At 62.0% G+C, this 24,447-nt stretch carries 20 protein-coding genes; 11 read left to right on the forward strand and 9 right to left on the reverse strand.

Annotated features, from left to right (window positions below; translation table 11 throughout):
* Positions 1 to 3: 3 nt before the first annotated feature.
* The 3 genes from glyS to AADX97_RS08815 all read left to right on the forward strand — a co-directional run bounded on the left by glyS (position 4) and on the right by AADX97_RS08815 (position 3,646).
* Positions 4 to 2,094, forward strand: a complete 2,091-nt coding sequence (gene glyS / locus AADX97_RS08805) for a glycine--tRNA ligase subunit beta (RefSeq protein WP_374233341.1) — start codon at positions 4 to 6, stop codon at positions 2,092 to 2,094.
* Positions 2,095 to 2,331: 237 nt separating this feature from the next.
* On the forward strand, positions 2,332 to 2,877 hold the full coding sequence (gmhB, locus tag AADX97_RS08810; protein ID WP_374233340.1) for a D-glycero-beta-D-manno-heptose 1,7-bisphosphate 7-phosphatase: 546 nt from the start codon (positions 2,332 to 2,334) through the stop codon (positions 2,875 to 2,877).
* Between the two features lie 43 nt (positions 2,878 to 2,920).
* Positions 2,921 to 3,646: a lysophospholipid acyltransferase family protein gene (locus AADX97_RS08815; RefSeq protein ID WP_374233339.1), complete on the forward strand. Its 726-nt coding sequence runs from the start codon at positions 2,921 to 2,923 to the stop codon at positions 3,644 to 3,646.
* A 102-nt stretch (positions 3,647 to 3,748) separates the two neighbouring features.
* On the opposite strand, the gene gyrB is transcribed toward AADX97_RS08815, so the two are convergent.
* The 4 genes from gyrB to dnaA all read right to left on the reverse strand — a co-directional run bounded on the left by gyrB (position 3,749) and on the right by dnaA (position 10,313).
* Positions 3,749 to 6,154, reverse strand: coding sequence for a DNA topoisomerase (ATP-hydrolyzing) subunit B (gyrB, locus tag AADX97_RS08820; protein WP_374233338.1), 2,406 nt, complete (start codon positions 6,152 to 6,154; stop codon positions 3,749 to 3,751).
* 376 nt (positions 6,155 to 6,530) lie between these two features.
* The gene (recF, locus tag AADX97_RS08825) at positions 6,531 to 7,667 is read right to left on the reverse strand and encodes a DNA replication/repair protein RecF (protein WP_374233440.1); all 1,137 of its coding nucleotides are present in this window, start codon (positions 7,665 to 7,667) and stop codon (positions 6,531 to 6,533) included.
* A 12-nt stretch (positions 7,668 to 7,679) separates the two neighbouring features.
* Entirely contained in the window at positions 7,680 to 8,780 is a 1,101-nt protein-coding gene (gene dnaN, locus AADX97_RS08830; protein ID WP_374233337.1) for a DNA polymerase III subunit beta, read from the reverse strand.
* A 192-nt stretch (positions 8,781 to 8,972) separates the two neighbouring features.
* A complete protein-coding gene (dnaA, locus tag AADX97_RS08835; RefSeq protein ID WP_374233336.1) occupies positions 8,973 to 10,313 on the reverse strand; it encodes a chromosomal replication initiator protein DnaA in 1,341 nt (446 codons plus the stop codon).
* A 283-nt stretch (positions 10,314 to 10,596) separates the two neighbouring features.
* Here dnaA and rpmH point away from each other — a divergent pair, with 283 nt between their 5' ends.
* The 6 genes from rpmH to ltrA all read left to right on the forward strand — a co-directional run bounded on the left by rpmH (position 10,597) and on the right by ltrA (position 16,446).
* Positions 10,597 to 10,731 (forward strand): 50S ribosomal protein L34, encoded by a 135-nt coding sequence (gene rpmH / locus AADX97_RS08840; RefSeq protein WP_093034278.1) that lies wholly within the window; start codon positions 10,597 to 10,599, stop codon positions 10,729 to 10,731.
* On the forward strand, positions 10,728 to 11,126 hold the full coding sequence (rnpA, locus tag AADX97_RS08845; RefSeq protein WP_374233439.1) for a ribonuclease P protein component: 399 nt from the start codon (positions 10,728 to 10,730) through the stop codon (positions 11,124 to 11,126). The genes rpmH and rnpA overlap by 4 nt, the downstream gene beginning before the upstream one ends.
* Entirely contained in the window at positions 11,111 to 11,347 is a 237-nt protein-coding gene (gene yidD, locus AADX97_RS08850; RefSeq protein ID WP_374233335.1) for a membrane protein insertion efficiency factor YidD, read from the forward strand. Before rnpA ends, yidD begins: the two co-directional genes overlap by 16 nt.
* Complete coding sequence (yidC, locus tag AADX97_RS08855; protein WP_374233334.1) at positions 11,340 to 13,031, forward strand: membrane protein insertase YidC; 1,692 nt, start codon at positions 11,340 to 11,342, stop codon at positions 13,029 to 13,031. The genes yidD and yidC overlap by 8 nt, the downstream gene beginning before the upstream one ends.
* A gap of 19 nt (positions 13,032 to 13,050) precedes the next feature.
* Positions 13,051 to 14,388, forward strand: coding sequence for a tRNA uridine-5-carboxymethylaminomethyl(34) synthesis GTPase MnmE (gene mnmE, locus AADX97_RS08860; protein ID WP_374233333.1), 1,338 nt, complete (start codon positions 13,051 to 13,053; stop codon positions 14,386 to 14,388).
* 870 nt (positions 14,389 to 15,258) lie between these two features.
* Positions 15,259 to 16,446 carry a group II intron reverse transcriptase/maturase gene (gene ltrA / locus AADX97_RS08865; protein WP_374233332.1) on the forward strand — a complete coding sequence of 396 codons (1,188 nt, stop codon included), beginning with the start codon at positions 15,259 to 15,261 and terminating at the stop codon, positions 16,444 to 16,446.
* A gap of 256 nt (positions 16,447 to 16,702) precedes the next feature.
* On the opposite strand, the gene AADX97_RS08870 is transcribed toward ltrA, so the two are convergent.
* Together AADX97_RS08870 and AADX97_RS08875 are read right to left on the reverse strand one after the other, a co-directional pair.
* Positions 16,703 to 17,482, reverse strand: coding sequence for a VacJ family lipoprotein (locus tag AADX97_RS08870; protein ID WP_374233331.1), 780 nt, complete (start codon positions 17,480 to 17,482; stop codon positions 16,703 to 16,705).
* Positions 17,483 to 17,560: 78 nt separating this feature from the next.
* Positions 17,561 to 18,457, reverse strand: a complete 897-nt coding sequence (locus AADX97_RS08875; protein WP_374233330.1) for a TraB/GumN family protein — start codon at positions 18,455 to 18,457, stop codon at positions 17,561 to 17,563.
* A 173-nt stretch (positions 18,458 to 18,630) separates the two neighbouring features.
* On the opposite strand from AADX97_RS08875, the gene rnt reads away from it, so the two are divergent.
* Positions 18,631 to 19,266 carry a ribonuclease T gene (gene rnt, locus AADX97_RS08880; RefSeq protein ID WP_374233329.1) on the forward strand — a complete coding sequence of 212 codons (636 nt, stop codon included), beginning with the start codon at positions 18,631 to 18,633 and terminating at the stop codon, positions 19,264 to 19,266.
* 54 nt (positions 19,267 to 19,320) lie between these two features.
* Here the strand turns inward: rnt and grxD are convergent, their stop codons facing one another.
* The 3 genes from grxD to AADX97_RS08895 form a co-directional block, all read right to left on the reverse strand.
* A complete protein-coding gene (gene grxD / locus AADX97_RS08885) occupies positions 19,321 to 19,644 on the reverse strand; it encodes a Grx4 family monothiol glutaredoxin (protein ID WP_213460406.1) in 324 nt (107 codons plus the stop codon).
* A gap of 132 nt (positions 19,645 to 19,776) precedes the next feature.
* Positions 19,777 to 21,561, reverse strand: a complete 1,785-nt coding sequence (locus tag AADX97_RS08890) for an N-acetylglutaminylglutamine amidotransferase (protein ID WP_374233328.1) — start codon at positions 21,559 to 21,561, stop codon at positions 19,777 to 19,779.
* A gap of 151 nt (positions 21,562 to 21,712) precedes the next feature.
* Entirely contained in the window at positions 21,713 to 23,263 is a 1,551-nt protein-coding gene (locus tag AADX97_RS08895; RefSeq protein ID WP_374233327.1) for a hydantoinase B/oxoprolinase family protein, read from the reverse strand.
* 177 nt (positions 23,264 to 23,440) lie between these two features.
* On the opposite strand from AADX97_RS08895, the gene AADX97_RS08900 reads away from it, so the two are divergent.
* A complete protein-coding gene (locus AADX97_RS08900; RefSeq protein WP_374233326.1) occupies positions 23,441 to 24,022 on the forward strand; it encodes a superoxide dismutase in 582 nt (193 codons plus the stop codon).
* Positions 24,023 to 24,447 lie beyond the last annotated feature (425 nt).

Below are 24,447 nucleotides of genomic sequence, written 5' to 3' on the forward strand. Positions count from 1 at the left end.
ACTGTGGACCCAACCAGTAACCTTCTGGTCGAGATCGGAACCGAAGAGCTCCCTCCGACCGCTTTGCTCGCACTCTCGAACGCCTTTGTCGCGTGTTTTCACGAGCAACTCGACGGCGCCGGCATCGGCTTCGAGACGATCGAGCCTTTCGCCTCGCCGCGTCGACTCGCCCTGTTGGTGCGCGGCATACTGACCCGGCAGCCGGATCGGGAGATTCTGCGGCGCGGACCTGCGGTTCAATCCGCGTTCGCAGCTGACGGCCAGCCGACCAAAGCGGCTTTGGGTTTCGCTGGATCTTGCGGTGTGCCGGTCGATGCACTCGCTCGCGAAGTCACCGACAAGGGCGAATGGCTGGCATTCCGAAGCACTGTGTCCGGCGCGCTCACGACCTCGCTGGTTCCGGAGTTGACCGACGCCGCACTGGCCCGGCTTCCCATTCCCAAACGCATGCGGTGGGGCGAGGGTTCGGAAGAGTTCGTGCGTCCGGTCCACTGGGTCTGCTTGGTCCTGGGGACGGAAGCGATACCGGGGCGCATTCTGGGCACCGAGGCCGGTCGCCACACGCAAGGACATCGTTTCCATCACCCCGAGCCGATCAACGTCCCCGAAGCGACGGAATACGCCGAGTTGCTGCGGTCATGCGGTTCGGTCGAGCCGGATTTCGAGCGGCGGCGCGATCTGGTTCGCAGCCAAGTCGAGGCGCTGGCTGCGGCGAAGGGTTTGCGTGCTCGGGTCGATGACGCGCTGCTCGACGAGGTCACGGCCTTGGTGGAATGGCCAAGCGCGATTTTGGGCCACTTCGATGCGGCGTATCTCGCCATTCCCCCCGAGGTTCTGATCGAGACGATGCGCTCGAACCAGAAGTACTTCCCGGTCGAGGACACCTCGGGGGCCTTGCAGGCATCCTTCATCACCGTGGCCAACATCGAGAGCCGAGATCCGGATCAGGTCCGCGCCGGCAACGAGCGCGTGATCCGTCCTCGTTTCGCTGATGCGGCCTTTTTTTGGGCCCAAGACATCAGACAGCCGTTGGAAGGATACGCCGATCGGCTCGAAACCGTCGTCTTCCAGGATCGGCTCGGCACTGTCGCCGAGAAGAGCGCCCGAGTGACACGCCTGGCACGCGATCTGGCGTCCTCGATCGGGGTCGATTCCGATCTCGCTGCCCGCGCCGCTCGACTCTCACGCTGCGACTTGGTCACCGCGATGGTCTACGAGTTTCCCGGCCTTCAGGGGACGATGGGGCGCTATTACGCCGAGCACGCGAACGAGGATCCCTGTGTCTGCGCTGCAATGGAAGAGCAGTATCTGCCGAGATTCGCAGGCGATGTCCTTCCGGCGAGCCCGTGCGGAAGGGTCCTGGCGATCGCCGATCGAATCGATACCCTGGTCGGGATCTTCGGCATCGGGTTGCGTCCCACTGGGGCCAAAGACCCTTACGGCCTAAGACGTGCGTCGATCGGCGTGCTGCGTATCCTGATCGAGACCCCCTTGGAGCTCGATCTGCGCGCGTTGATTGCTTCGGCGGCATCCGCCTATCCGGCGGGGATTCTGAGCAAGGATGTCGAGGCTGCAGCCCTGGCGTATGTGATCGATCGTTTGCGCGGCTACTACCACGAGCGCGGCGTCTCCGCCGATACGATCGAGGCGGTGCTCCACACGGGTGTCACTCTACCGACCGATCTCGATGCCCGTCTGGCGGCCGTTACGGCCTTCCGATCCATGAGCGGGTCTGCATCCCTTGCAGCGGCAAACAAGCGAATCCGCAATCTCTTGAGCAAGTCAGGGATCGACATCGGTTTCGGCTCGGTGTGTCCGGAAACCAACGGCCAACTGCTTAAAGAGCCGGCCGAGATCCGTCTTGCCGCTCGGGTCGATGAGCTGTCCTCGCTGGTCTTGCCGCTCGCCCGCTCCCGTGACTATGTCGGGGTCTTGAGTCTTCTATCCGACCTCGAAACCGATCTCGAAGCCTTTTTCGACCAAGTGATGGTCATGGTGGAGGATCCGGATATCCGCGAGAACCGCATCCGACTGCTCCGTTCCCTGGCGGGATTGTTCCTGTTGGTTGCGGATATTTCCCGTCTCCAAGAATGATCGGTGGGTCAACTAAACCGCGTTCGGAGCGACATGCGTCATTTTGCGTTTGGCCTTGGAGATGTCCTCGATCTCGGTGATGCGCGGTTTAGAATTTATTATTTTTAATACTCTAAACCGTGCCAGCTCCGAGAGCCGGCGGAGCTGGCGCGGCCAATCCACTCCAACAAATTTCGCATGCCGCACTTGGCGCGGTTTAAACAAGGGGTTGCTTCTTGATGCACGAGGGCGGCACTGATGGTTGATCGGGTCGTGATTCTGGATCGTGACGGCGTCATCAACGAGGACTCGGAGCATTTCGTCAAATCCCTCGACGAGTGGATCCCATTGCCGGGCAGCATCGATGCGATCGTGCGCCTCTCCCACGCAGGTTATCGGGTGGCGGTCGCGACGAATCAGTCCGGGTTGGCGCGCGGTCTGCTGACACCGGCGGACCTCGATGCCATGCACCACAAACTTCGGGATCTCCTGGCCGAGCAAGGAGGACGCATCGAGATGATCGTCTATTGTCCCCATGGACCCGATGATGGCTGCGGCTGCCGTAAACCTAAACCCGGCATGCTCAAGGAGATCGGGGGGCGACTCTCGGTGGACCTCGCAGGCATACCCTTTGTTGGCGACTCGCTCGGCGACATCGTTGCGGCGAGGGCTGCCGGGGCCGATCCCTGGATGGTTCGCACGGGAAAAGGGGAAGGCACACTGGCGAGCGGGTTTCCTGGCCTTGCCGGAGTCCCGGTCTACGCCGACCTCGCGTCCGTTGCCGACGCACTGCTCCATGGATAGACGAACAGTCCGGGAAGGCATGAAATCCGGTCCGAGCCGTGTGGTGAACTTGACCCGTTCGCTGCTGTACCAGGTCGTTTTGGTCGGGTCGGCCCTTGTCTACTCCACCATTCTTCTCGTTGTCAGTCCGATGGCATCGGACGAAAGGCTCGATCGCTTAGCGCAAAGTTGGGCAAAGCTCAATCTAGCCGCGTTGGCATGGATTTGCGGATTGCGTTGTCGCGTCAGTGGACTGGAGAGGTTGCCTGCCGAAACGGCGATTGTTTTAAGCAAGCATCAGTCGGCATGGGACATCCTGGCTCTGAGGGCAGTACTGCCGATTCGACAGAGCTGGGTCTTAAAACAGGAGTTGATGCGCATCCCCGTCTTCGGGGCCGGCTTGAGGCGCTTGCACTGCATTCCGATTGACCGTACTGCAGGACGTCGAGCAATTGTCGAGCTGGTGCGCGAAGGTCTGCGTAGCTTGCAGAATGGACGGTGGGTGATCGTCTTCCCGGAAGGCACGCGCACGGCACCGGGTTCTCGCCGTACGTACGCCATCGGCGGGGCCGTCCTGGCCGAGCGAAGCGGTCGACCTGTCGTACCGATCGCGCATAACGCGGGCTCCTTCTGGGGACGGCGCAGTATCGGCAAGAGACCCGGGACGATCGACTTGGTCATCGGGCCAACGATCCCGAGCGCGGGTCGAACGGCAGCCGAGATCAATGCGGCGGTCGAAGAGTGGATCGAATCGACGGTCGCCGCATTGCCTCAAGCGGATGCGGTTTAAAGTATTCAAAAATGTATCATTCTAAACCGCGTCCCCGCTAAGGGTTGTGGATGCACCAAACGTCGAGCTCACTCGAAATGGGCATCTCGCTCTGGACGCGGTTTAGATGTCGAGATTCTCGACATTGAGCGCATTGCGCTCGATAAACTCCCGCCTCGGCTCGACGTGATCGCCCATCAGGGTGGTGAAGATCTGGTCGGCACCCACGGCATCCTCGATGGTCACCCGCAACAGGCGCCGAGTCTCCGGATTCATGGTGGTATCCCAGAGCTGGTCGGGATTCATCTCGCCAAGTCCCTTATAGCGCTGAATGCTGTGCCCGCGTTGCGCCTCGGCGAGCAGCCAGCGGATCCCTTCGCCCAGCTCGCTGATTTCCTTGCGGCGCTCGCCGCGCGCGATGTAGGCGCCAGGCTCGATCAGGCCGGCGACCTTTCGGCCGTAATCCAGGATCTTTGCGTAGTCCGCCGTGTGGAAGAAGTCCAACGGGATGATGCGGCTCTCCGGAATCCCATGGATCAAACGAACCAACTCCAGCGCGCCCGGACGAAGCGATGACGGATCGGTGAGACGGAGCTGGTAGTGCAAAGAAAGCGACTCAAGTTGATTCAGACGCCGCTCCATGTCGTTTCGCCAATCCAAGAAGGCACCAACATCGGCCAACAGGTCATCGTCGAGCGGGGGTGCCTTGGCGAGCTCGTCGAGAAAGACCGCGTCGTAGCGTGTCGATAGGCGCTTGATGATCCCGACAAAAACTTGATAATCCCGCGCGAGTGTTTCGAGCGCGGTACGCGCCAAAGGTACGGTGTCCGCATTGACATGGAGGTCAGCCCCATCGAGTGCGGCTTGGAGCATCGCGCGATTCAATGCCGCGTCGTCGAGCAGGTACTCCTCCTGCTTTCCCTTTTTGATCTTGTAGAGCGGCGGCTGTGCGATGAAGATGTGGCCGCGTTCCACCAATTCGGGCATCTGCCGGTAAAAGAAGGTCAGCAGAAGCGTTCGAATATGTGCGCCGTCGACATCGGCGTCCGTCATGATGATGATTCGGTGATAGCGGAGATTGTCCGGGTTGTACTCTTCGCGCCCTATCCCGCACCCCAACGCGGTGATCAGTGTCCCGACCTCGGCGGAGGACAACATCTTGTCGAAACGGGCCTTCTCGACGTTCAGGATCTTTCCCTTGAGCGGAAGAATCGCCTGAAAGGCCCGGTCGCGCCCTTGTTTGGCCGAGCCGCCTGCGGAATCACCCTCGACCAGATACAGCTCCGAGTTGGCCGGATCTTTTTCCTGGCAGTCGGCAAGCTTGCCAGGCAACCCTGCAACATCGAGAACGCCCTTGCGCCGAGTCATCTCGCGGGCCTTCCGGGCCGCCTCGCGGGCCCGCGCGGCCTCAAGCATCTTGTTGGCGATCGCTTTCGCCTCTGCCGGCTGCTCCTCGAGGAAAATATTCAACTGTTCGACTACGAGCGATTCGACGATGGCCTTCACCTCGGAGGAGACCAGCTTGTCTTTGGTCTGGGACGAAAACTTCGGGTCCGGTACCTTCACGGACAGAACCGCGGTCATGCCTTCGCGTGCATCGTCGCCGACCGGTCGGATCTTTTGGTTGCGGTCGAGACCTTCGCGCTCGATATAGCCGTTCAAGGTCCGGGTCAGCCCGGCGCGCAGTCCGGCCAGGTGGGTGCCGCCGTCCTTCTGCGGGATGGTGTTGGTGTAGCAGAAGATCGTCTCTTGATAGCCGTTGTTCCACTGAATCGCCAACTCGACCGTGACGGATTGGCGCTCGGCGGTGAAGTGGATCACGCTCGGGTGGATCGGCTCTTTGTTTTGGTTCAGGTGCTCGACAAAGGCCCGGATGCCGCCCTGATACTCGAAGATGTCCTCTCTGCCGGTCGCCTCTTCGAACAACGCGATACGCACACCGGAGTTGAGGAAGGAGAGCTCGCGAAGACGCTTGGCGAGTATGTCGTAATGGAACTCGATGTGGGTAAAGGTTTGGTCCGATGGATAGAAGCGGATTTCCGTTCCCGTCGCATCGGTTTCTCCAATGAGCTTGAGCGGGTACTGAGGTTCACCTAGGTGGTATTCCTGCTGATAGAGACGGCCGCCCCTGGATATCTTCAAGAAAAGTCGCTCGGAGAGTGCGTTGACGACCGACACGCCAACACCGTGGAGTCCTCCGGAGACCTTGTAGGAGTTGTCGTCGAACTTGCCCCCGGCATGGAGGACCGTGAGAATCACCTCGGCCGCCGACCGTTGTTCCTCGGAGTGGATGTCGACCGGGATGCCACGCCCATTGTCGCTTACGGAAACCGAGCCGTCGCCGTGGAGGATGACGCGGATGGCGTCGCAATAGCCGGCAAGGGCTTCATCGACGGAGTTGTCCACGACCTCGAACACCATGTGGTGGAGACCGGTGCCGTCGTCGGTATCGCCGATGTACATTCCCGGCCGCTTACGGACCGCGTCGAGTCCGCGAAGGACTTTGATGCTTGTTGAATCGTAGGTCATGTGGCCTGGTCGAGATGCTGGATCGGTGGGATGGCTTGCAAGGGCGGGCGGCGCGACCGTTGACCGATCGCGGTATTACAAATTATTGGAAGCGTGGTGCGCACCGCTATCGGCTAGGTCGACACCGGGGCAATACTGGCCCTCAACTCGCCGCATTATACGGGATCTGGAGCCTGCGCGCTTCCGGGACAGTGCTGTCAGCTTGCTGTGGATCAGGCAGTGCCGGCACCTTGGCTCCAGCTAGAGCTGCCTCTCACGGAGGCGTGGCGGGGTTGGAGAATCCGAGATGTTTCCCGCGTTCGCTCTGGGTCTGCGGGAGAGATGCTGAAACGGATCCGGGCTGAGGCCGGCGGGCTCACGGGTACGCTCGACGCCGTCAAACGAAAGATGTCGGCGGCTGGGGAGGACCGGCATTCACCGTGGAACTGAGAGTTCCATGTTCCACGTGGAACATCCTCTCCGGCGCGGCAGCCGCGTCGGCGATGCGACCGACCCCGTCGTTCACGCGAGTGATGAAATGCTGGCCGTACGGCTCCCCAAACAACCGCCATAGACGATGCGCAGTGCTCGCGTCGAGCTCGGCATCGATGTCGTCAAGGAGCCACAGAGACGGTGTTAAACCCGCCGCGCGGTGGACCCGTTCCGCGGCAAGTTGAAGAAGGCAGACGGCCACCTTTGCCTGGCCGCGCGAGAGTCTCGACCGAACGCCGGCTCTCGCGATTCCAAGATCGGCTCGGTGTGCTCCCGCGAGGGTTTGACCACGCTGAATCTCAGCGCTCCGTCCGCGCTTTAGAATCTCGGACAACTCCCCCTCGTTAGTCCATCCGCGCTCGAAGACAAGATCACACTCGTCTAGGAAAGGAAACTCGACAGCGAGGGATCGGAACTGCGTTCGCCAAGCGTCTAAGAAAACCACGCGCTTCTCGGTCAATCGCTGGGACAGATCGATAAATGCCGGATCCCAGAATGACGCATTGGATCCGGGTTGTCGCAGTGCCACGTTACGCTGCGCAAGGACACGCCGAAGATCGGCCCGCAACCGACCAAGCTGGTGTTCCACGTGAAACAGATTCCAGTCCAGAAGCCCCCGCCTGAGCGTCGGCTCTCCTTCCAAAAGGACCTGAGGGTTCTCCCCGACAAGTTTCACACGCAGTGGACTATCGCTCGGCGGGAGCGGACCCACCACGACACTGTTGTATTGCCGCAGACTACCCCGACCGCTCCGCTCGAACACCAGCATCGACTCGCTCGACGAGCTCGCCTCCAGCAAACGCCCTTCGATCAGCGTTCGGCCTTCACCGTCGGTCGTGAGTGCACCCGCCTTGCGCCCCCGAAAGCTCCGGCCGCGGGCCAAAAGGTAAATCGCTTCAAGGAGTGTTGTCTTCCCTGCCCCGTTGGCGCCGCTCAACAGGACTCTATGCGATTCATCCCGGAGGTCGAGATCCACGCACCGAAGGTTCCTTAGATTCCTGATCCGCAGCGTCAAAAGCCGCGAACCAATCAAACCCTTCATCACCACAAAAAATCACAACCGCATGGGCATGACGACATAGGTTTCGTCCTCCGCCCCAACACCCCGCCAAACCGAGCTGCTCCCAGCATCACTGAACCGGACCTCAATCTCCGTGCCGTTGACCGCCCCTAAGACGTCCGACAAATAGGCGACATTGAAACCGATCGCGACCGGGTCGCCTTTGTAGTCAAGCTCAATCTCCTCCTCCGCCTCCTCCTGCTCCGGATTATGAGCCTGCAACCGCAAGACCCCCTCCTCGAACGCCAGCCGCACACCGCGATACTTCTCGTTCGAAAGAATCGACGTACGCGCCAAGGCGCGTTTAAGGGCATCATTGCAGACCTTGGCGACCTTTCCGAGCTCACGCGGAATGACCCGCTCGTACTCCGGATACCGCCCGTCGACCAACTTCGAGGTCATCACCATGCCTCCGACCGCAAGCCGAATGCTCCTCGAGCCAACCGAAACCGTAACCTCCTCCTCGGTGGACGCCAGTTGACGGCGAAGCTCCAGGATCGTCTTGCTCGGAACGATCACTTGCGCCGGCTCCGGCACATCCAAATCCAGGCTTCGATGAAACTTCGCCAATCGGTGTCCGTCGGTGCCGACGGCCGTAATCCCCGACCTCCCCCACTCGATAAGCAAACCGTTCAAGTAATAGCGCACATCCTGTTGCGCCATCGCAAACGAGGTTTTATCCATAATCTGGCGCAGTATCCCCTCGGGAACCTTCACCTCCAGTCCGTCAATGTCGGCATCCATCAAGGGGAAGTCAGCCGCAGGCAGCACCCCGAGCGTAAAGCGACCACGTCCTGCAGTCACCACACAACGCTCGTTGCTCAGTCGAAACCGGATCTCCGTCCCCTCCGTCAAATTTCGGCAAATATCCATCAGCTTTCTGGCCGGGACCGTGGTCTCTCCTTCCAGCGGTACCGATGCGATACAGTTTGTCTTAACCTCCACTTCCAGGTCCGTTCCGCAAATATCGAGCCGATCTCCACGTGCGGACAACAAAAGATTCCCGAGGATCGGGAGCGTTTGACGCCGTTCCACCACACCGACAACTTTACTGAGCGCAGGCAACAAGCGTTCACGGTTGACGACAAACTCCATCGTGATCTCCTAAATCTCAAGCAATTTAAAAAAACCTGTAGTAGTAAGGTCTGTAGATAACCGCAGGAGCCTCCACAACCGACCGTGGATCGGTTACATCAGACTGATCGACCGAGGGCACAACCTCTGGGCAGCTTGTGTATAAGTTTCGACTCAAACTGCCTTCGATCTCCGTCAACAGACTATCCACAGCTATGAGGTCAGAGTTCTCAACAGGTTCTTGTAGTCCTCTTCGAGAGATGCGTCGCCGTCACGAAGGTTCTTGATGGTTCGGGTCGCGTGCAGGACGGTGGTATGGTCACGCCCTCCGAAGGCTCGTCCGATCTCGGGAAGACTATGTTTCGTCAGCTCCTTCGCGAGCGCCATGGCGACCTGACGCGGTCGAGCGATCGAGCGACTGCGTTTCGCCGAGATCATGTCTGAAGTCCGGAGCTTGTAGTACTCCGCCACGGTCTTCTGAATGTTCTCGATACTCACCTGTTTGTCCTGTGCGGCCAATATGTCCCGAAGCGCATGTTTTGCCAGCTCCATGCTGATGGGCTTGCCGGTGAACTGAGCGTTTGCGACCAGCCGTCGGAGTGCCCCTTCGAGCTCGCGGATGTTCGAACGAATCCGGCGCCCGACGAAAAAGGCAACATCCTCCGGGAGATCTACACCCCAGAGGCTCGCTTTACTGTGCAGGATTGCGACGCTGGTTTCGAGGTCAGGCGGCTCAATGGAGACCGTCAGTCCCCAACCGAACCTGGACTTGAGCCGCTCTTCGAGACCGACGACCTCTTTCGGAAAACGGTCGCTGGAGAGGACGATCTGCTGGCGCGACTCAAACAGCGCGTTGAAGGTGTGAAAAAACTCCTCCTGCGAACGCTCCTTGCCAGCAAAGAACTGAACATCGTCGATCAGCAGGGCGTTCACCGAGCGATAGGTCTTCTTGAACTCGTCGATCCGATTGTGCTGAAGCGCCTTGATCATCTCCGCCACGAACCGCTCCGAGTGCAGATAGACGACCCGAGCGTTCGGGTTGGTCGCAAGAACGATGTTGCCGACGGCATGCATCAGATGTGTTTTGCCGAGGCCGACACCGCCGTAGATGAAGAGCGGGTTGTATGCCGTACCCGGATTCTGTCCGATCTGGATCGATGCCGCCCGGGCGAGCTGGTTCGATTTACCCTCGACGAAGCTCTCGAACGTGAAATCCGCATTCAAACTGGCGCCCGCCCGCCGCGCGGCCAGCTCGCCATCTGCATCGACGGGAACTGCGGCGGTGATCTGAGCCCCCCTGCCGCTCGACGCGGAGTCCAAACCTCCGACCTCGAAGCTCAATCTCCCGATGGCGCCGTCGCTGTAGGCGCGGCATAGATCGAGCAGTCGCACCTCGTAATGCTGCCGCGTCCAATCCAGGACAAACCGGTTCGGTGCGAACAACCGCAACCGACCCTCGTCCACCCGTGCCTGCAACGGCAAGATCCAGGTGTTGAACTCAGCCGAGGACAACTCTCCTTTCAATTGTTTGACACACTGTTCCCATACTCCCACGGTGGACTCCCAAAAATCCGCTTGCTGTTGTCGAGCAAGACCGTCGATCGCTCCGGCGGTGCTGATGGCTCCGAGAATCGGTCGGGAGGTTCCCCTCTCCGGCCCCTCGTCGGTCCGGTGTCGCGGCAGTCTAGCCTTCCGGACGAGACTTATCCACAACCGGCGGCTCCGAGTTCCGAACCCTATCGGCATTGACTTTCGGGCCGAAATTGCTTATGTTTCCGCGCCTTTTAAGGCGGGGCTCAGTCGAGTCCCGGACGGCGAGACTTCCGGAGCACCGAGCATGAAACGCACCTTCCAACCCAGCCGCATCAAGCGCGCGCGGACCCATGGTTTTCGCGCACGCAGCGCGACCAAGAACGGCCGAAAGGTCCTCAATGCCCGCCGCGCCAAGGGTCGCGTGCGCCTAATCCCCTGAACCGCGCGGAGGATCGCGCCGAGCCGCCCGCGGAGCCGGACCAGACCTTTCCGCGGACCTGTCGACTCACCCGTTCCAGACAGTTTCGTGACGTCTTTGCCGAACCAAGGCGGCGCGGCGGCGCCGGCTTCCTCGTGTTGTACCGCGAGAACCAATCGGGGGATGCACGACTCGGTCTCGCGATCGCTAAGAAATGCGCACGCCGCGCCGTCGATCGAGCCCGTTTGAAACGGATCGTTCGCGAAAGCTTCCGGCTGAATCGCTCGCGTCTCGGCGGCTGGGATATCGTTGTGCTGTGCGCCTCTGGCGCATCGACCATGCCGAATCAGTGGCTGTTCGCCACCCTCGCCCGCGCCTGGGATACCATCGAGAAACAACCATGCGTCGCATCTTGATCGCCCTGATCCGCGCTTATCAGTACGGCATCAGCCCGCTCCTCGGGCCGCATTGCCGATTCCATCCCTCTTGCTCGCATTACGCAGTCGAGGCAATCGAGCGCCATGGATTCCTGCACGGCGGCTATCTGGCGATACGCCGGGTGTCCCGCTGTCACCCCTGGCACGAAGGCGGCTTCGATCCAGTCCCAACCGAAAGGCAGACCAGCTCTCATGGATAACCAGCGTTTAATCCTGTTTTTCGCCCTGGCCGCCGTGGTGTTTCTTATTTACTCGGCCTGGATGGAAGACTACGGGCGCCCGGTTCAGCCGCAGGTGGCGCAGGAGCGCGGTCTGGCGGTCGATGCACCCTCCTCCGCCGCCTCTTCCTCAGCGGCGCCGGATGTCCCGCAGGTCGCGACGACCCCCGATACCGTCACCCCGGGGATGTCTGCCGCCGAGGCGTCGACGTCTCCCGCGGAGAGCCCGATCCGGGTCGAGACGGACGTCTTCCATATCGAGATCTCCCCGCGCGGCGGTACCATTTCCGCGGCCTGGCTCGTGGATTACGCGACCGTTGCCGAGCGCCCGGAAGATCCCTTCCAGCTGCTTAAGCCCGTTCCACCCAACATGTTCGTTGCCCAATCGGGGCTGCTGGGCGAAGTCCCTGAAACGCTCCCGACGCACGAGGCGATCTTCGAGGCGTCTCAGTCCCTCTACCAGCTCGGGCCTGACGACAACACACTCGAAGTCGACCTGGTCTGGGTCAACGATGCCGGTATCGAGGTCCGCAAACGCTACACCTTCGAGCGCGGCAGCTATGTGGTGCGCACCAGCCAATCGGTCACCAACACTACCGACTCACCTCTCGTCGCGCGCCAGTACAACCAGCTTCAGCGCACCGAGCTTATCGATCCCAACGAGTCCCAATTCGTTCATACCTATACCGGTGCCGTGTATTACAGCCCGGACGAAAAGTACAAGAAGGTGTCGTTCGACGAGATGCGCAAAGGCAAGCTCGACCGCAGCGTTGCCGATGGCTGGATCGCGATGATGCAGCACTACTTCCTGGCGGCCTGGATCCCACCGGCGGGCCTGCTCGAGACCTTCTATACGAACGTCCTCGCCGATTCGCGCTACATCATCGGCAAGTATTCACCCGCGGTCAGCATCGCGCCCGGCGCCACCCACGTCTTCGAGAACGAGCTCTTTGTGGGTCCGAAGCTTCAAGACAAACTGGCAAGCGTGGCTCCGGGGCTGGAGCTGGCGGTCGACTACGGCTGGCTCACCGTCATCGCACAGCCTATCTTCTGGGTGCTCAGCAAGATCTACTGGGTGGTCGGAAACTGGGGTTGGTCGATCATCTTCCTGACGATTCTGATCAAGCTCGCCTTCTACAAGCTTTCCGAAACCAGCTACAAGTCGATGGCCAACATGCGTCAGTTGACGCCGCGCCTGCAAGCCTTGAAGGATCGCTACGGCGACGACAAGCAACGCCTGAATCAGGCGATGATGGAGATGTATAAGACCGAAAAGATCAACCCGCTCGGCGGTTGTTTGCCGATCCTGATCCAGATCCCGGTCTTCATCGCGCTCTATTGGGTGCTGCTCGAAAGCGTCGAGCTGCGCTATGCGCCCTTCGTCCTCTGGCTCGACAACCTGTCGGCGCCGGATCCCTACTTCATCCTGCCGCTGATCATGGGTGTCTCCATGTTCGTGCAGATGAAGCTAAATCCACCGCCGCCGGACCCGATGCAGGCGAAGATCATGATGGCCCTGCCGTTCGTCTTCACGGTCTTCTTCGCCTTCTTCCCGTCGGGCTTGGTACTCTACTGGACCGTCAACAATCTTCTGTCCATCGCACAGCAATGGCATATCACACGCACGATCGAGAAGCAGGCCGTCGCTGCCAAACGCAAGAGGTAAACGGAATCGGTCGAGTGCGATGGTGACCGACACCATCGCAGCCGTGGCCACCCCGCCTGGATTCGGCGGGGTGGGCATCGTCCGTGTGAGCGGCAGCGGGGTTTCACAGATCGCGACAGCCGTGCTGGGCGGGCTCCCTGCTGTGCGATCCGCGATCCTCGCGACCTTCCGCGACGCCGGCGGCGGCTTCATCGACCAAGGCATCGCCCTCTATTTTCCCGCCCCGGCATCCTTCACCGGCGAGGATGTCCTCGAGCTTCAGGGCCACGGCGGCCCGATCGTTCTGGATCTCCTGGTCCAGCGCTGCCTGGAGCTCGGCGCCCGCACTGCCCGCCCCGGAGAGTTCTCCGAACGCGCCTTTCTCAACGGAAAGATCGATCTCGCGCAGGCCGAGGCGATTGCGGATCTGATCGAGAGCTCGACCGCGCTCTCGGCCCGGCTCGCCGGACGCAGCCTGCAAGGTGTCTTCTCGCAGAGGATCGACGACCTCATCGAGCGCCTCATCCACATGCGAGCCTACATCGAGGCTACGCTCGACTTTCCCGATGAAGAGCTCGGTCTCTCGGCCGATTTCGGTATCTCCGACGATCTACAGAACCTCATCGACCTCACAACCGAAGTCATGGACGCCGCACACTTGGGTCAGGTGATCCGCGATGGTCTCGCGGTCGTTATCGCGGGTCCGCCTAACGCCGGAAAGTCGAGTTTACTCAATGCCTTGTCAGGTCAGGATGCAGCCATCGTCACCCCGATCCCAGGCACCACGCGCGATCTACTGAAGCTCGATATCCAGGTCGACGGATTGCCCATTCGAATCGTCGATACTGCGGGACTACGTCACAGCGAGGACCTCGTGGAGCGCGAGGGCGTGCGGCGAGCGCGTGCGCAGATCGACCAAGCCGACCTGGTACTCTGGGTCTACGATGCCGCCGAGGGCCCGGATCCGCTGACCCGCGAGAACCTCCCGGAACACGTCCCGGTCACCCGCGTCCGCAACAAGATCGACGTCTGCGGCCTGTCGCCCGGATCGAGCGAGGTGGAGACGGGTACTGAGATAGCCCTCTCCGCCAAGACCGGAGAGGGTCTCGACCTGCTCCGGTCGCACCTGAAGACCCGAGCGGGTCTCGGCGCACTGACCGAAGGCGCATTCGTTGCGCGGCGGCGCCACCTTGACGCCCTGTACCGTGGCCTCGGTCATTTGCAATCGGCCCGAGAAGCACTCGCGCAGGCAGCAGGCGCGGAGCTTGTGGCCGAGGATCTGCTTCAGGCCCAGCATGCCTTCGGCGAGATCACCGGCCGCTTCACGTCGGAAGACCTGCTTGGGCGGATCTTCTCGAGCTTCTGTATCGGAAAGTAAAATCGGGTCCTGAGGATCCGAATGCGTTGCGATGTCGACAAGATCCGTCGGTTCTTCTCATTCCTTGCCTCTAAAAGCCGATCACGCAGCAGACGGATGGGCGCTTAGCACAGATCAGTTTCAAAGGGGGAGTAGGAACTACCGGCGCCGGCGTGTAGGTGCGAATTTATTCAGCGCCGAGCAAAGCTCGACGTCTCTTGCCGGGTGGAAGTCCCGGTCGGGCAAGGGCTAGCCACCCACCCGTATCGAGTGTTGGTCCTGTTGCGGAGCGGCGTAAGTCGCGAACAAGAGACAGGGCAAGCGTACACAGAGAATCCTGTAGGCCGTAGGGGAGGTCGCGCTCCCTGAAGTGCTGGTACAGCTTCGAGATCGCAAACCCGCGGATGGCGACAGGGAAATAAACCTGGAAGCCGATATGAAGCACGCGTGAAGGGCGAGTGTGTGGATGTCGGTCGGAGTCGGCAGGCCGTGGCATGCAGGAAGAGAGGCGCCGGAGAACTCGGGAAGCCCCGCAGGCTCCTGTGAGGAGGTGAAGGCATGAAACCGACTGAGCTGGGACACGAACGGGTGAAGAGCCCTGCGACGGCGTGCGCTCGGGTGGAGGCGTTGACCATGGAGCGCACAGGTAGGCGGGAGAACGCCGCAAGCCGACGGGGTGTCTTATCGGGCATAGTCGTCAGCGATGGGGAAAGCCCATGACACGGCGAAGGACCCGACGGGAGTACGCAGCCCGCACAGGAAACACGTGCCGGACGAGCAGGACCGGGTCACCACGTGCCAACCTCACTGCGGGGAATAGCCAATCGAGCGAGGCAGAGCAAGCACCATCGTTTTCGCAACCTCTACGCAGAAGTGAATGTCGAGCTGTTGATGCACTGCTGGCACGACCTAAACAAGGATGCGGCCAGTGGCGTCGACGGACTGACGGCAGAGACCTACGCACGCAACCTGGACGCGAACATCACCGATCTAGCCGAGCGCGTGAAGGCGAAACGCTACCGGCGCGTGTTGATACCCAAAGAGAACGGAAAACAGCGACCGCTGGGCATCCCGGCACTGGAAGGCAAGCTCGTGCAGTTGGCCTGCGCGACGTTATTGAGCGCGATCTACGAACAGGACTTCCTGGACTGCAGCCACGGCTATCGGCCGGGCCGCAGCGCCAAGCAGGCGGTGATCGAGCTGGCGCGCGAGCTGGAGCGCGGTCCCGACCACCACGTGGTCGAAGCCGACATCCGGGGCTTCTTTGACCACATGGACCATGAATGGGTGGTCAAGATGCTCGGCGAGCGGATCGATGATCGAGCCTTTCTCGGGCTGATCCGCAAATGGCTCAAAGCCGGCATACTGGACACCGACGGATCGGTGTACGAGCCCGGCGAAGGAACCCCGCAGGGCGGGATCTCCCCCGTGTTGGCGAACATCTACCTGCACTATGCCTTGGACCTGTGGGTCGAGCGCGTGGTCAAGCCCCGGTGCCGGGGTCAGGTGCGGTTGTACCGGTACGCGGATGATTTCGTGTGTGTGTTCTCCAGTCGTGCAGACGCCGAGCGGTTCTACAGTGCGCTGCCGAAACGGCTGGAGAAATTCGCCCTGGAGGTGGCGCCGGAGAAGACGCAGATCCTGGCGTTCAGCCGCTTGCGGCCGGACCCGAGTACGCGGATCGTCTTCCTCGGCTTCGAGTTGAACTGGCACCGCACCTTCAAGGGGTCGGTACGGCTCATGCGTCGGACGGCACGCAAGCGACTGCAACGCGCCGTGCGGAGCATCACGGACTGGATCAGGAGCCACCGGCATCTGCCGGGCAAGGAGTTCGTTAAGGAGCTGAACCGACGGCTGATTGGACATTACAACGACTACGGGCTGCGCGGCAACGCGTCGGGCCTGTGGCGTTTTTACCATGCGGCCGTCGTCGCAGCGTACAAGTGGCTGAATCGACGCGGGGGACAGCGGGCAAGCTTCACCCGGGAGGTGTTTCTTCGAGCCCTGAAGCGGCTCGGCGCCGCCCGTCCTCGCATCACGGAGCCGCCGATTGTGCAACGCGAACTGGTGCTTGTTTGAACCTTTTGCTTGCGCGAAAGCGAGTACAACCGAGGAACCGGATGCGGGAAAACTGCACGTCCGGGTCTGTGGTGGGGGCTCCGGGTAACCGGAGTCCCTACGCCGGACGCACAGACACGTCGGTAGTTCCTTTCCCGGAAATCGCCTTATTCCCGGAAACCCCGAATCTCCCCCTAAACCGCGTCGGCTCCGGACCTCGTTGATCGGTCATAGGTCAACGGCCCGCTCGAACCAAAGCAATTGCTGCCGACGCGGTTTAGTCGAACTCGATCTCGTCCCAAAAATCCTCTTCACCTTCGATCTTCGGCGGATTGCCGTCGTGCACCCGATAGTGACGGCGCTGCAGATAGGCGTCGCGCAGCAGGATGTAGGGATCGATGGCCGCGTCCTCGAGGATCTGGCTGGTCGCTAAATAGTTGGCACGGCGGTCGATCGCCCGAAGCGCAATCAGACCCCAGTAGATGTGGTCCCTGTCGATGTCGAAGAGGGGATCGAGGTTGAACAAGGGGTCTGTGAATAGATCGCCGACATCGCCGAAGGCGTCGCGCACGCTGCTCGGTCCCAAGAGCGGCAACATGATGAAGGCGCCCGAGTCGAGCCCCCAGTAGCCGAGTGTCTGACCGAAATCCTCCTTGTAGCTGGGCAAGCCTACGTTGGTGGCGACGTCCACGAAACCCAGGACGCCGACCGTCGAGTTGATGAAGATCCGTCCGACATCGCTGCCGGCGCGCGACATCTTGAACTGCAGTGTGTTGTTGACCAACGAGGTGACGTCGGCGAGATTGCCGAAAAAGTTGGTCACGCCGCGTTCGACCGGGTCCGGCGTGATGGCCTGATAGCCTTTCGCTACCGGCTGGAAAAACGCCTTGTCGAAATCCGTATTGAAACGGAAGACGGCCCGATTGAAGGGCTCCAGCGGGTCGCTGGGCTCCGAGATCCGGCTCGGTGAGGAGGTGCAGCCCGCAGCGAGCAACAGGACGACCAAGATCCCCAGCCAAGTCAGTTGTCGATAGGCGTTCAAATCACGGTCCTTCATGCGTAGCTGATCTCTCGCGACACGTTGTGCAAATGCTATCACAGCGCGTGCCTTGCTCGGTCCGTGCCGAGGCGCATCTCAGAAAATGGCCGTCACGATATAGTCGCGTTTACGCAGCAGGGAAAGGATCCCCTGATCGCCGGGAAGATGCAGGGCGCCGATCGCGATGAACCAGCCGCCCTCGGCGAGGAGAGGCACCATGCGTTCCACCATGCGGCGGTTGCGTGAATCGATGACGACCTCTTGGAAGTGCGCGGCAAGACGGGGGTCGCTTTCCGCGAGGTGCTGTTCGCTCAGGTGCTGCAGCTTATCGACATCGCGCTCGATATAGGCGGCGATCAGTGCCTCGAAAACGAGCGGCAGTTGCTCGCGCGTGGCCAGGGTCTCGCGCAGCAGCGTGATCTGATCGTCCTCGGAGAGGTCGTCGAAGACAGCGAGCTGCTCGGTCATGGTTTCCAGGCCCTCGACCTGCTTGCCGTCCGCGACCGCCCGATCAAAGAGCAACATATCCAGGAACTCGCCTGTCTCGGAGGGCGGGCTGCTCAGGAGGGTCACGACGGACCAGGGCTTGAGGTCCTTGAACGCCTCCTCGGGCATTCCGGTCTCCGTGAGCGCGCGGGAGGTCTCCAGGTAGAGATCTGCCGGGAGAACGTCGCGCAGCAGGCGGCCATCGGTATAGGCCATGGTGACCATTGCGCGGATGATCGCGGAGGCATCCGGAACCACCTCGAGGGCGACGCCCGGGCTCGCGATGAAAGCATCGCGCACCGGTATGGGCATCTCCGCGACACGAGCGTCGTCGCTGTGGATCGTGCCGAAGAGAAAGCTCCTCGGAGTGCCTGTCGGGGGGCGGATCTCGTAGAGGATTCCGCGTGTCGCGGAGGACCCGGCGGGTGCGTCGAGTGTTGTCGAGGGTTCCGCCCGAGCGCAAGCGCAGGTTACGAGCCAGGCGGCGAGAAGGAGTCGGCCGATCATCGTGCGCCGTGCCGGGTGTGGCAGACGGAACGATCGGCTGCGGGAGCCTCGGTGGCGCTTGCCACTTCCAGATCTGCCGTGAAACTCGACCCCGGCGGCGTGCCGTCACGATCACTGTGTTTGGCATTCATCCGCGCGCCACTTATGCTGTCGCCATGAATCAGGAACCCAAAATGAGAGAGGGGATCGCCGCGCGCTTTCGCGGCTTTCTGCCGGTGGTGGTCGATGTCGAAACGGCCGGTTTCGATGCTCAGCGGCATGCCCTGCTGGAGATCGCCGCCGTCATCATCCGAATGCTTCCCGACGGTCGCCTCGAGCCGGCTGCGCCGATCGCCTGCCACGTGCTGCCGTTCGTCGGCTCGGAGATCGACCCGAGCGCACTGGCCTTCAACCGCATCGATCCCGACCACCCCTTCCGGGACGCGATTTCCGAATGGGATGCCCTGACGCGCATCCTCACGCCGATCCGCAAGGCAGTCAAATCGACCGGTTGCAATCGGGCGATCCTGGTTGGGCACAACGCCCATTTCGACCTTGGATTCGTCAAGGCGGCGGTCGAGCGGACCGGTTTCAAGCGTAACCCGTTCCATGCCTTCAGTGTCTTCGATACCGTGACCTTGGCCGGCCTGATGTTCGGCCAGACTGTGTTGGCGCGCTCGGCGAAAGAAGCAGGTCTCGGTTGGCAGAGCAGCGAGGCCCACTCGGCGATCTACGACGCCGAGCAGACCGCGCGTCTGTTTTGCACCGTCGTGAATCGCTGGCGCGAGCTCGACCCGGTAAGGGTTTGGGAAGAGAAGGAGCCGATCTGAACCCGCGCGAAGACGATCGGGGGGCGAATCGAGCCGATCCCCGCGTCCGACCGCTCAGGCCTGCTTGGCAGCCGCCTCTTCCATCATGGTCTTGAGCTGGCCGCCCGCGTGAAGCTCCAGCGTGATGTCGCAGCCGCCGACCAGCTCGCCGTCGATGTAGATCTGCGGGAAGGTCGGCCAGTCGGCATAGCGCGGCAGATTCTCGAAGATCTCGGGATCCTGAAGGACGTTCACATAGGCAAAGGGGACGCCGCACTCCTGCAGCGCGGCCGATGCTCGCATCGAGAAGCCGCACTGAGGAAACTGGGGTGTCCCCTTCATGTAGATCACCACTGGGTTGGTCTTCACCTGCTCGCCGATTCGCTCCAAGACATCCATCGTTGACCTCTATCTCGTGTTAGGACCGATCCGACAAGGGTCGGGACGGTGAGGCACTTTTCAAGCTACCCCTAAATGGGAGTGGTCATGTCTCCCGGTCGGGTGCTTGTCATTCCCGGGGGTGTCGAGCGTTCAGCCGAGTGTGTCGACGTTGCGCTGCAACCAAAGCTCGAGCAGGGCGAGATGCCACAGTTTGTTGCCCTGGATGCGGGTGTGGTGCATGTCCGGTGCGGCGAGCAGCTGATCCACATAGGTCTGCCGATAGAGGCCGCGCTCGCGGCTCGCGCGCGATGCGAGGACGTCGCTCATCAGCTCGAGGAAGGGGCCGCGCACGTACTTGAGTGCCGGCATCGGGAAGTAGCCTTTGGGTCGGTCGATGACGGCATCCGGGAGGAGTCCGCGGGCCATCGCCTTCAGTGGATATTTTCCGCCCTCGCGCAGCTTGAGCTCGGGCGGGCACCGCGCGGCCAGCTCGACCAGGTGGTGATCCAGGAAGGGCACGCGCGCCTCCAGTCCCCATGCCATCGTCATGTTGTCGACCCGTTTGACCGGGTCGTCGACGATCAGGGTCGTCGCGTCCAGACGCAGGACAGCATCCAACAGCTCGTCTGCATCGGGCTCGGCCAGGCGCTTGGCGACCAACGCCGAGGTGTGGTCCTCGCCTGCATAGTTGTCGGTGACCATCCGCAGATATTCGTCGTGATCGCGGTCGAAGTAGTGTTTGGCGAAGCGTTCGACCGGCGCGCCCTCGCGCTCGGCGGCGATGCGCGGATACCAGAAATAGCCGCCGAAGACCTCGTCCGCGCCCTGACCCGATTGCACCACCTTGACCTCGCGCGAGACCTGCTCGGCCAAGAGAAAAAAGGCTATGGCGTCCTGACCGAACATGGGCTCGGTCATGGCGTCGATCGCCTCGGGAAGGCGCTGCAGGACCTGCGCGTTGGGGACCAGGAAGCGATGGTGCCGCGTGCCGTAGCGCTCCACGACGAGATCGGAGTACTGGAACTCGCTCCCGGCCTCTTCGGGCGTGTCCTCGAAGCCGACCGAGAAGGTGCGCAGGTCCGACACACCGGCCTCGGCGAGCAGCGCAACGAGAAGGCTTGAATCCAGCCCGCCCGAAAGCAACACGCCCACCGGCACATCGGCGACCTCGCTGCGGATCTTGACCGCTTGGCGCAGCGCGACGTGGATCGCCTCCAGCCAGTCCGCCTCGCTTCGGGGCTCGGCCGGGCGCGTCGCGTTAAGACGCCAATAGACGCCTTCGGTCCGGCCGCCACGCGCGTCGAACCGCAGCCAGTGTCCGGGCGTGAGCTTGCGCACCCCGCGCAGGATGGTGCGCGGCGCGGGGACCACGGCATGTAGGCTGAAGAGATGATGCAGCGCGACCGGGTCGATGGTCGTATCCACCCCGCCGCCCGCCAGCAGCGCCTGGGTGCTGGAGGCGAACCGCAGCGTTCCGCCCTGCTCGGACCAGTAGAGCGGTTTGATCCCGAAGCGGTCGCGTGCGAGAAAGAGCACCTGCTGATTGGCATCCCAGACGGCGAAGGCGAACATGCCGTGCAGGCGCGCGCAGCAGTCGGTTCCCCAAGCGTGCCAGGCCTTGAGGATGACCTCGCTGTCGCCCTCGGAGAAAAAGCGGTAGCCGTGATCTTCCAGCTCACCACGCAGCGACCGATAGTTGTAGATGGTCCCGTTGAAGACCAGCGCGAGGCCGAGCTCGGCATCGACCATCGGCTGATTGGAGCGCACCGACAGGTCGATGATGGAAAGACGTCGATGCCCGAACCCGAGCGCCCCGTCGCTGTAGCTCCCGCCGTGGTCCGGCCCGCGCCGCATCAGCTCGCCCATCATGGCCTGGATGGTTTCCAGGTCGGCCGGCGCGCCGTCGAGCCTCAATTCACCGCAGATACCGCACATCGGGTTGCTCCCGTGAGGTCGAGATCGCTCGTCGGCGATCCCGTTTTGTGATCCTGGATTTGAACCGCAAAGGCGCGAAGGACGCAAAGGACATTATAGTGATGAGCGGTGAGTGATGAGTGGTGAATAGACGAGGCGGGAGGCAGGAGGCTCATCCATCCCCCGTCGGTTGCGTGCCCCAGCCCCCGCCGCCTGGCGTCTCTACGGTCAGGCGATCTCCGCCCTCGACGCGAAGGCAGACCTTCGGCGGCAGCTCTTCACCGTTGAGTCGATTACGACCCGGCCGGGCAGGGCCGCCGCCGGCGATGCCCCAAGGCGCGACCCGACGCCGCTCGGTGAGCAGCGTCATCACCGCCGGTGCGAGGAAGGTCAACTCGCGGATCAAGCCCTCGCCGCCCGCGCGCGCCCCTTGCCCGCCCGACCCGGACCGCAAGGCATATCGAGACACGCGCAGGGGAAAGCGCGTCTCCAGCACCTCGATCGGCGTGTTGAGCGTATTGGTCATGTGGGTCTGGACGCCCGACCAACCGCCGCCGGTCGCCCCTGCGCCCATGCCGCCGCCGATGGTCTCGTAGTAATCCCAGGCCGCGCCGATCTCGGCGCTGCCCACGGCCAGGTTGTTCATGCTGCCTTGGCTGGCTGCCGGGATCCGATCCGGGATCGCTCGGGCCAGCGCACCCAGCACCACATCCACGACACGGCTGCTGGTCTCGACATTGCCCGCCGCCACCGCTGCCGGGCGCTGCGCATTGAGCAAGCAGCCGAGCGGGGCGGTCAGGCCGATCGAGCGGAAGGTTCCGGCACACGCGGGCGTCTGAGGCGGCATCAGACAGCGGAAGACGTAGAAGACGGCGGCCGCGGCGACCGAGAGCGGGCAATTGATGTTGCCGGCGACCTGCGGTGCGGTGCCTGTGAAATCGATTTGGATCGTCTCGGGCGTCACGTCGAGGGTGGCCCGGATCGGGATCGCCTCGGTCCCTTGGCCGTCGTCGTCCATTACGTCTTCGAAGTCGTAGCGTCCCGGCGGGATCGTGCCTAGGGCCGAGCGTGCGAGGCGCTCGGCGTAGTCGTCGAGTGCGCGGATCGCCGACACATAGGCCGAGACGCCGAGGCCGTCGATCAGGCCCCGCAGTCGGGTCAAACCGGCGCGATTCGCGCCGATCTGTGCAAAAAAATCGCCGCGCGCATCCTCCGGGTTGCGGGTCGCATCGAGAATGTGTGTCAGCAGCGACCGGTCGATTTCGCCTTCTCTGACAAGCCGCACGGGCGGGATGATCAGCCCCTCCTCGTCGAGTGTGTGCGAGACCGGCATCGACCCCGGTACGCTCGCGCCGATGTCGGCATGATGTGCGCGATTGGCGATGAAGGCGACCAGCCGGCCCTTCGCGAAGAGCGGCGCCACCAGCGTCACGTCCGGCAGATGGGTCCCGCCGAGGAAGGGATCGTTGAGGACCACCATGTCGCCTTCGGCCCAGTCGAGCGCGCCGACGATGTCCGCCATCGCGTAGGCCATGCTCCCGAGGTGGACCGGGATGTGGGCGGCCTGGGAGCAGAGGTTTCCGTCGCGATCGAAAATCGCGCACGAGAAGTCGAGCCGATCGCGGATGTTGGTCGAGAAGGCCGCTTGACGCAGAACCACGCCCATCTCCTCGCAGACCGACTCGAGCCGGCTGGCGAAAAGCCCCAAGTCGATGGCATTCATGCTGTCGGAGCCTCCGGGCTTTCGTACGCAGCGGGCCGCTGGCGACCGCGTCGTTTTGCGAAAGTTTCGCATCCCTCGCTCGGGCACCGCATTCGCGGGTTGAGATACCCGATCGCGGTCCAACATCTCGGGTGACCCTAGACCACTGTCGATTTTAACCTTCGAGGAGGCTTGACCATGGCCCATGAACTTCCGGCGTTACCCTACGAAAAGAATGCACTTGAGCCTGTGATATCCGCCGAAACGATCGACTACCACTACGGCAAGCATCACCAGACCTACGTCAACAACCTCAACAACCTGATCCCCGGCACCGAGTTCGAGACCATGAGCCTCGAAGACATCATCATGAAATCCTCGGGCGGATTGTTCAACAACGCAGCCCAGGTGTGGAATCACACCTTCTATTGGAACTGTCTCAGTCCGAACGGCGGCGGTGCACCGACCGGGGCACTTGCCGACGCGATCAACGCAAAATTCGGCTCGTTCGACGAATTTAAGAAGCAGTTCTCTCAAGCTGCGGCCACCAACTTCGGCTCGGGCTGGACCTGGCTGGTCAAGAACGTCGACGGCTCCATCGACATTCACAACACCTCCAACGCAGGCACTCCGATGACCGAGGGCAAGACCGCGCTCATGACGGTCGACGTCTGGGAGCACGCCTACTACGTCGACTATCGCAATGCCCGTCCGAAGTATCTCGAGGCGATCTGGGACAAGATCAACTGGGAGTTCGTGGCAGCCAACCTTGCCTCTTGATCAAGCGCGATTTCTTCATCGTTTCGCCTCGACCTTTGCCGAGCACTTGAAGAGATAGGCATTCGAAATGGCCCAGCGCAACGCTGGGCCATCGTGCTTCGCAGATGGATTCTGAGCGGATGGGTTGCCTCGCGGCGATGCCCCGGTTTTCGGAAGCACTTGACGGACTGCGCCTGATCGAGGCCGCGGCCCGCAAGTTTCAGCGTCCGGCAACAGGGGAGCTCAAACATCCGCCCCAACGCCGCTACGAACCCCGCTCACTACTCCGACCGGCCGGTCGGGTGGACTGCACTTGGCTACGCGTGTCCACCCAACCGTTGCGATTCAGCGACGCGGCCGGAGCTGCCCGGGCGATCGGTCAGGACGGCTTGTCGGCATCGTTTGAGGCTGCCGCATCCGGGGCCGATTCCTGCGGCGCCGCCGCT

It is taken from the genome of Thiocapsa sp. C2-2m, assembly GCF_041903745.1.
Classification (GTDB): Bacteria; Pseudomonadota; Gammaproteobacteria; order Chromatiales; family Chromatiaceae; genus Thiocapsa; species Thiocapsa roseilacustris.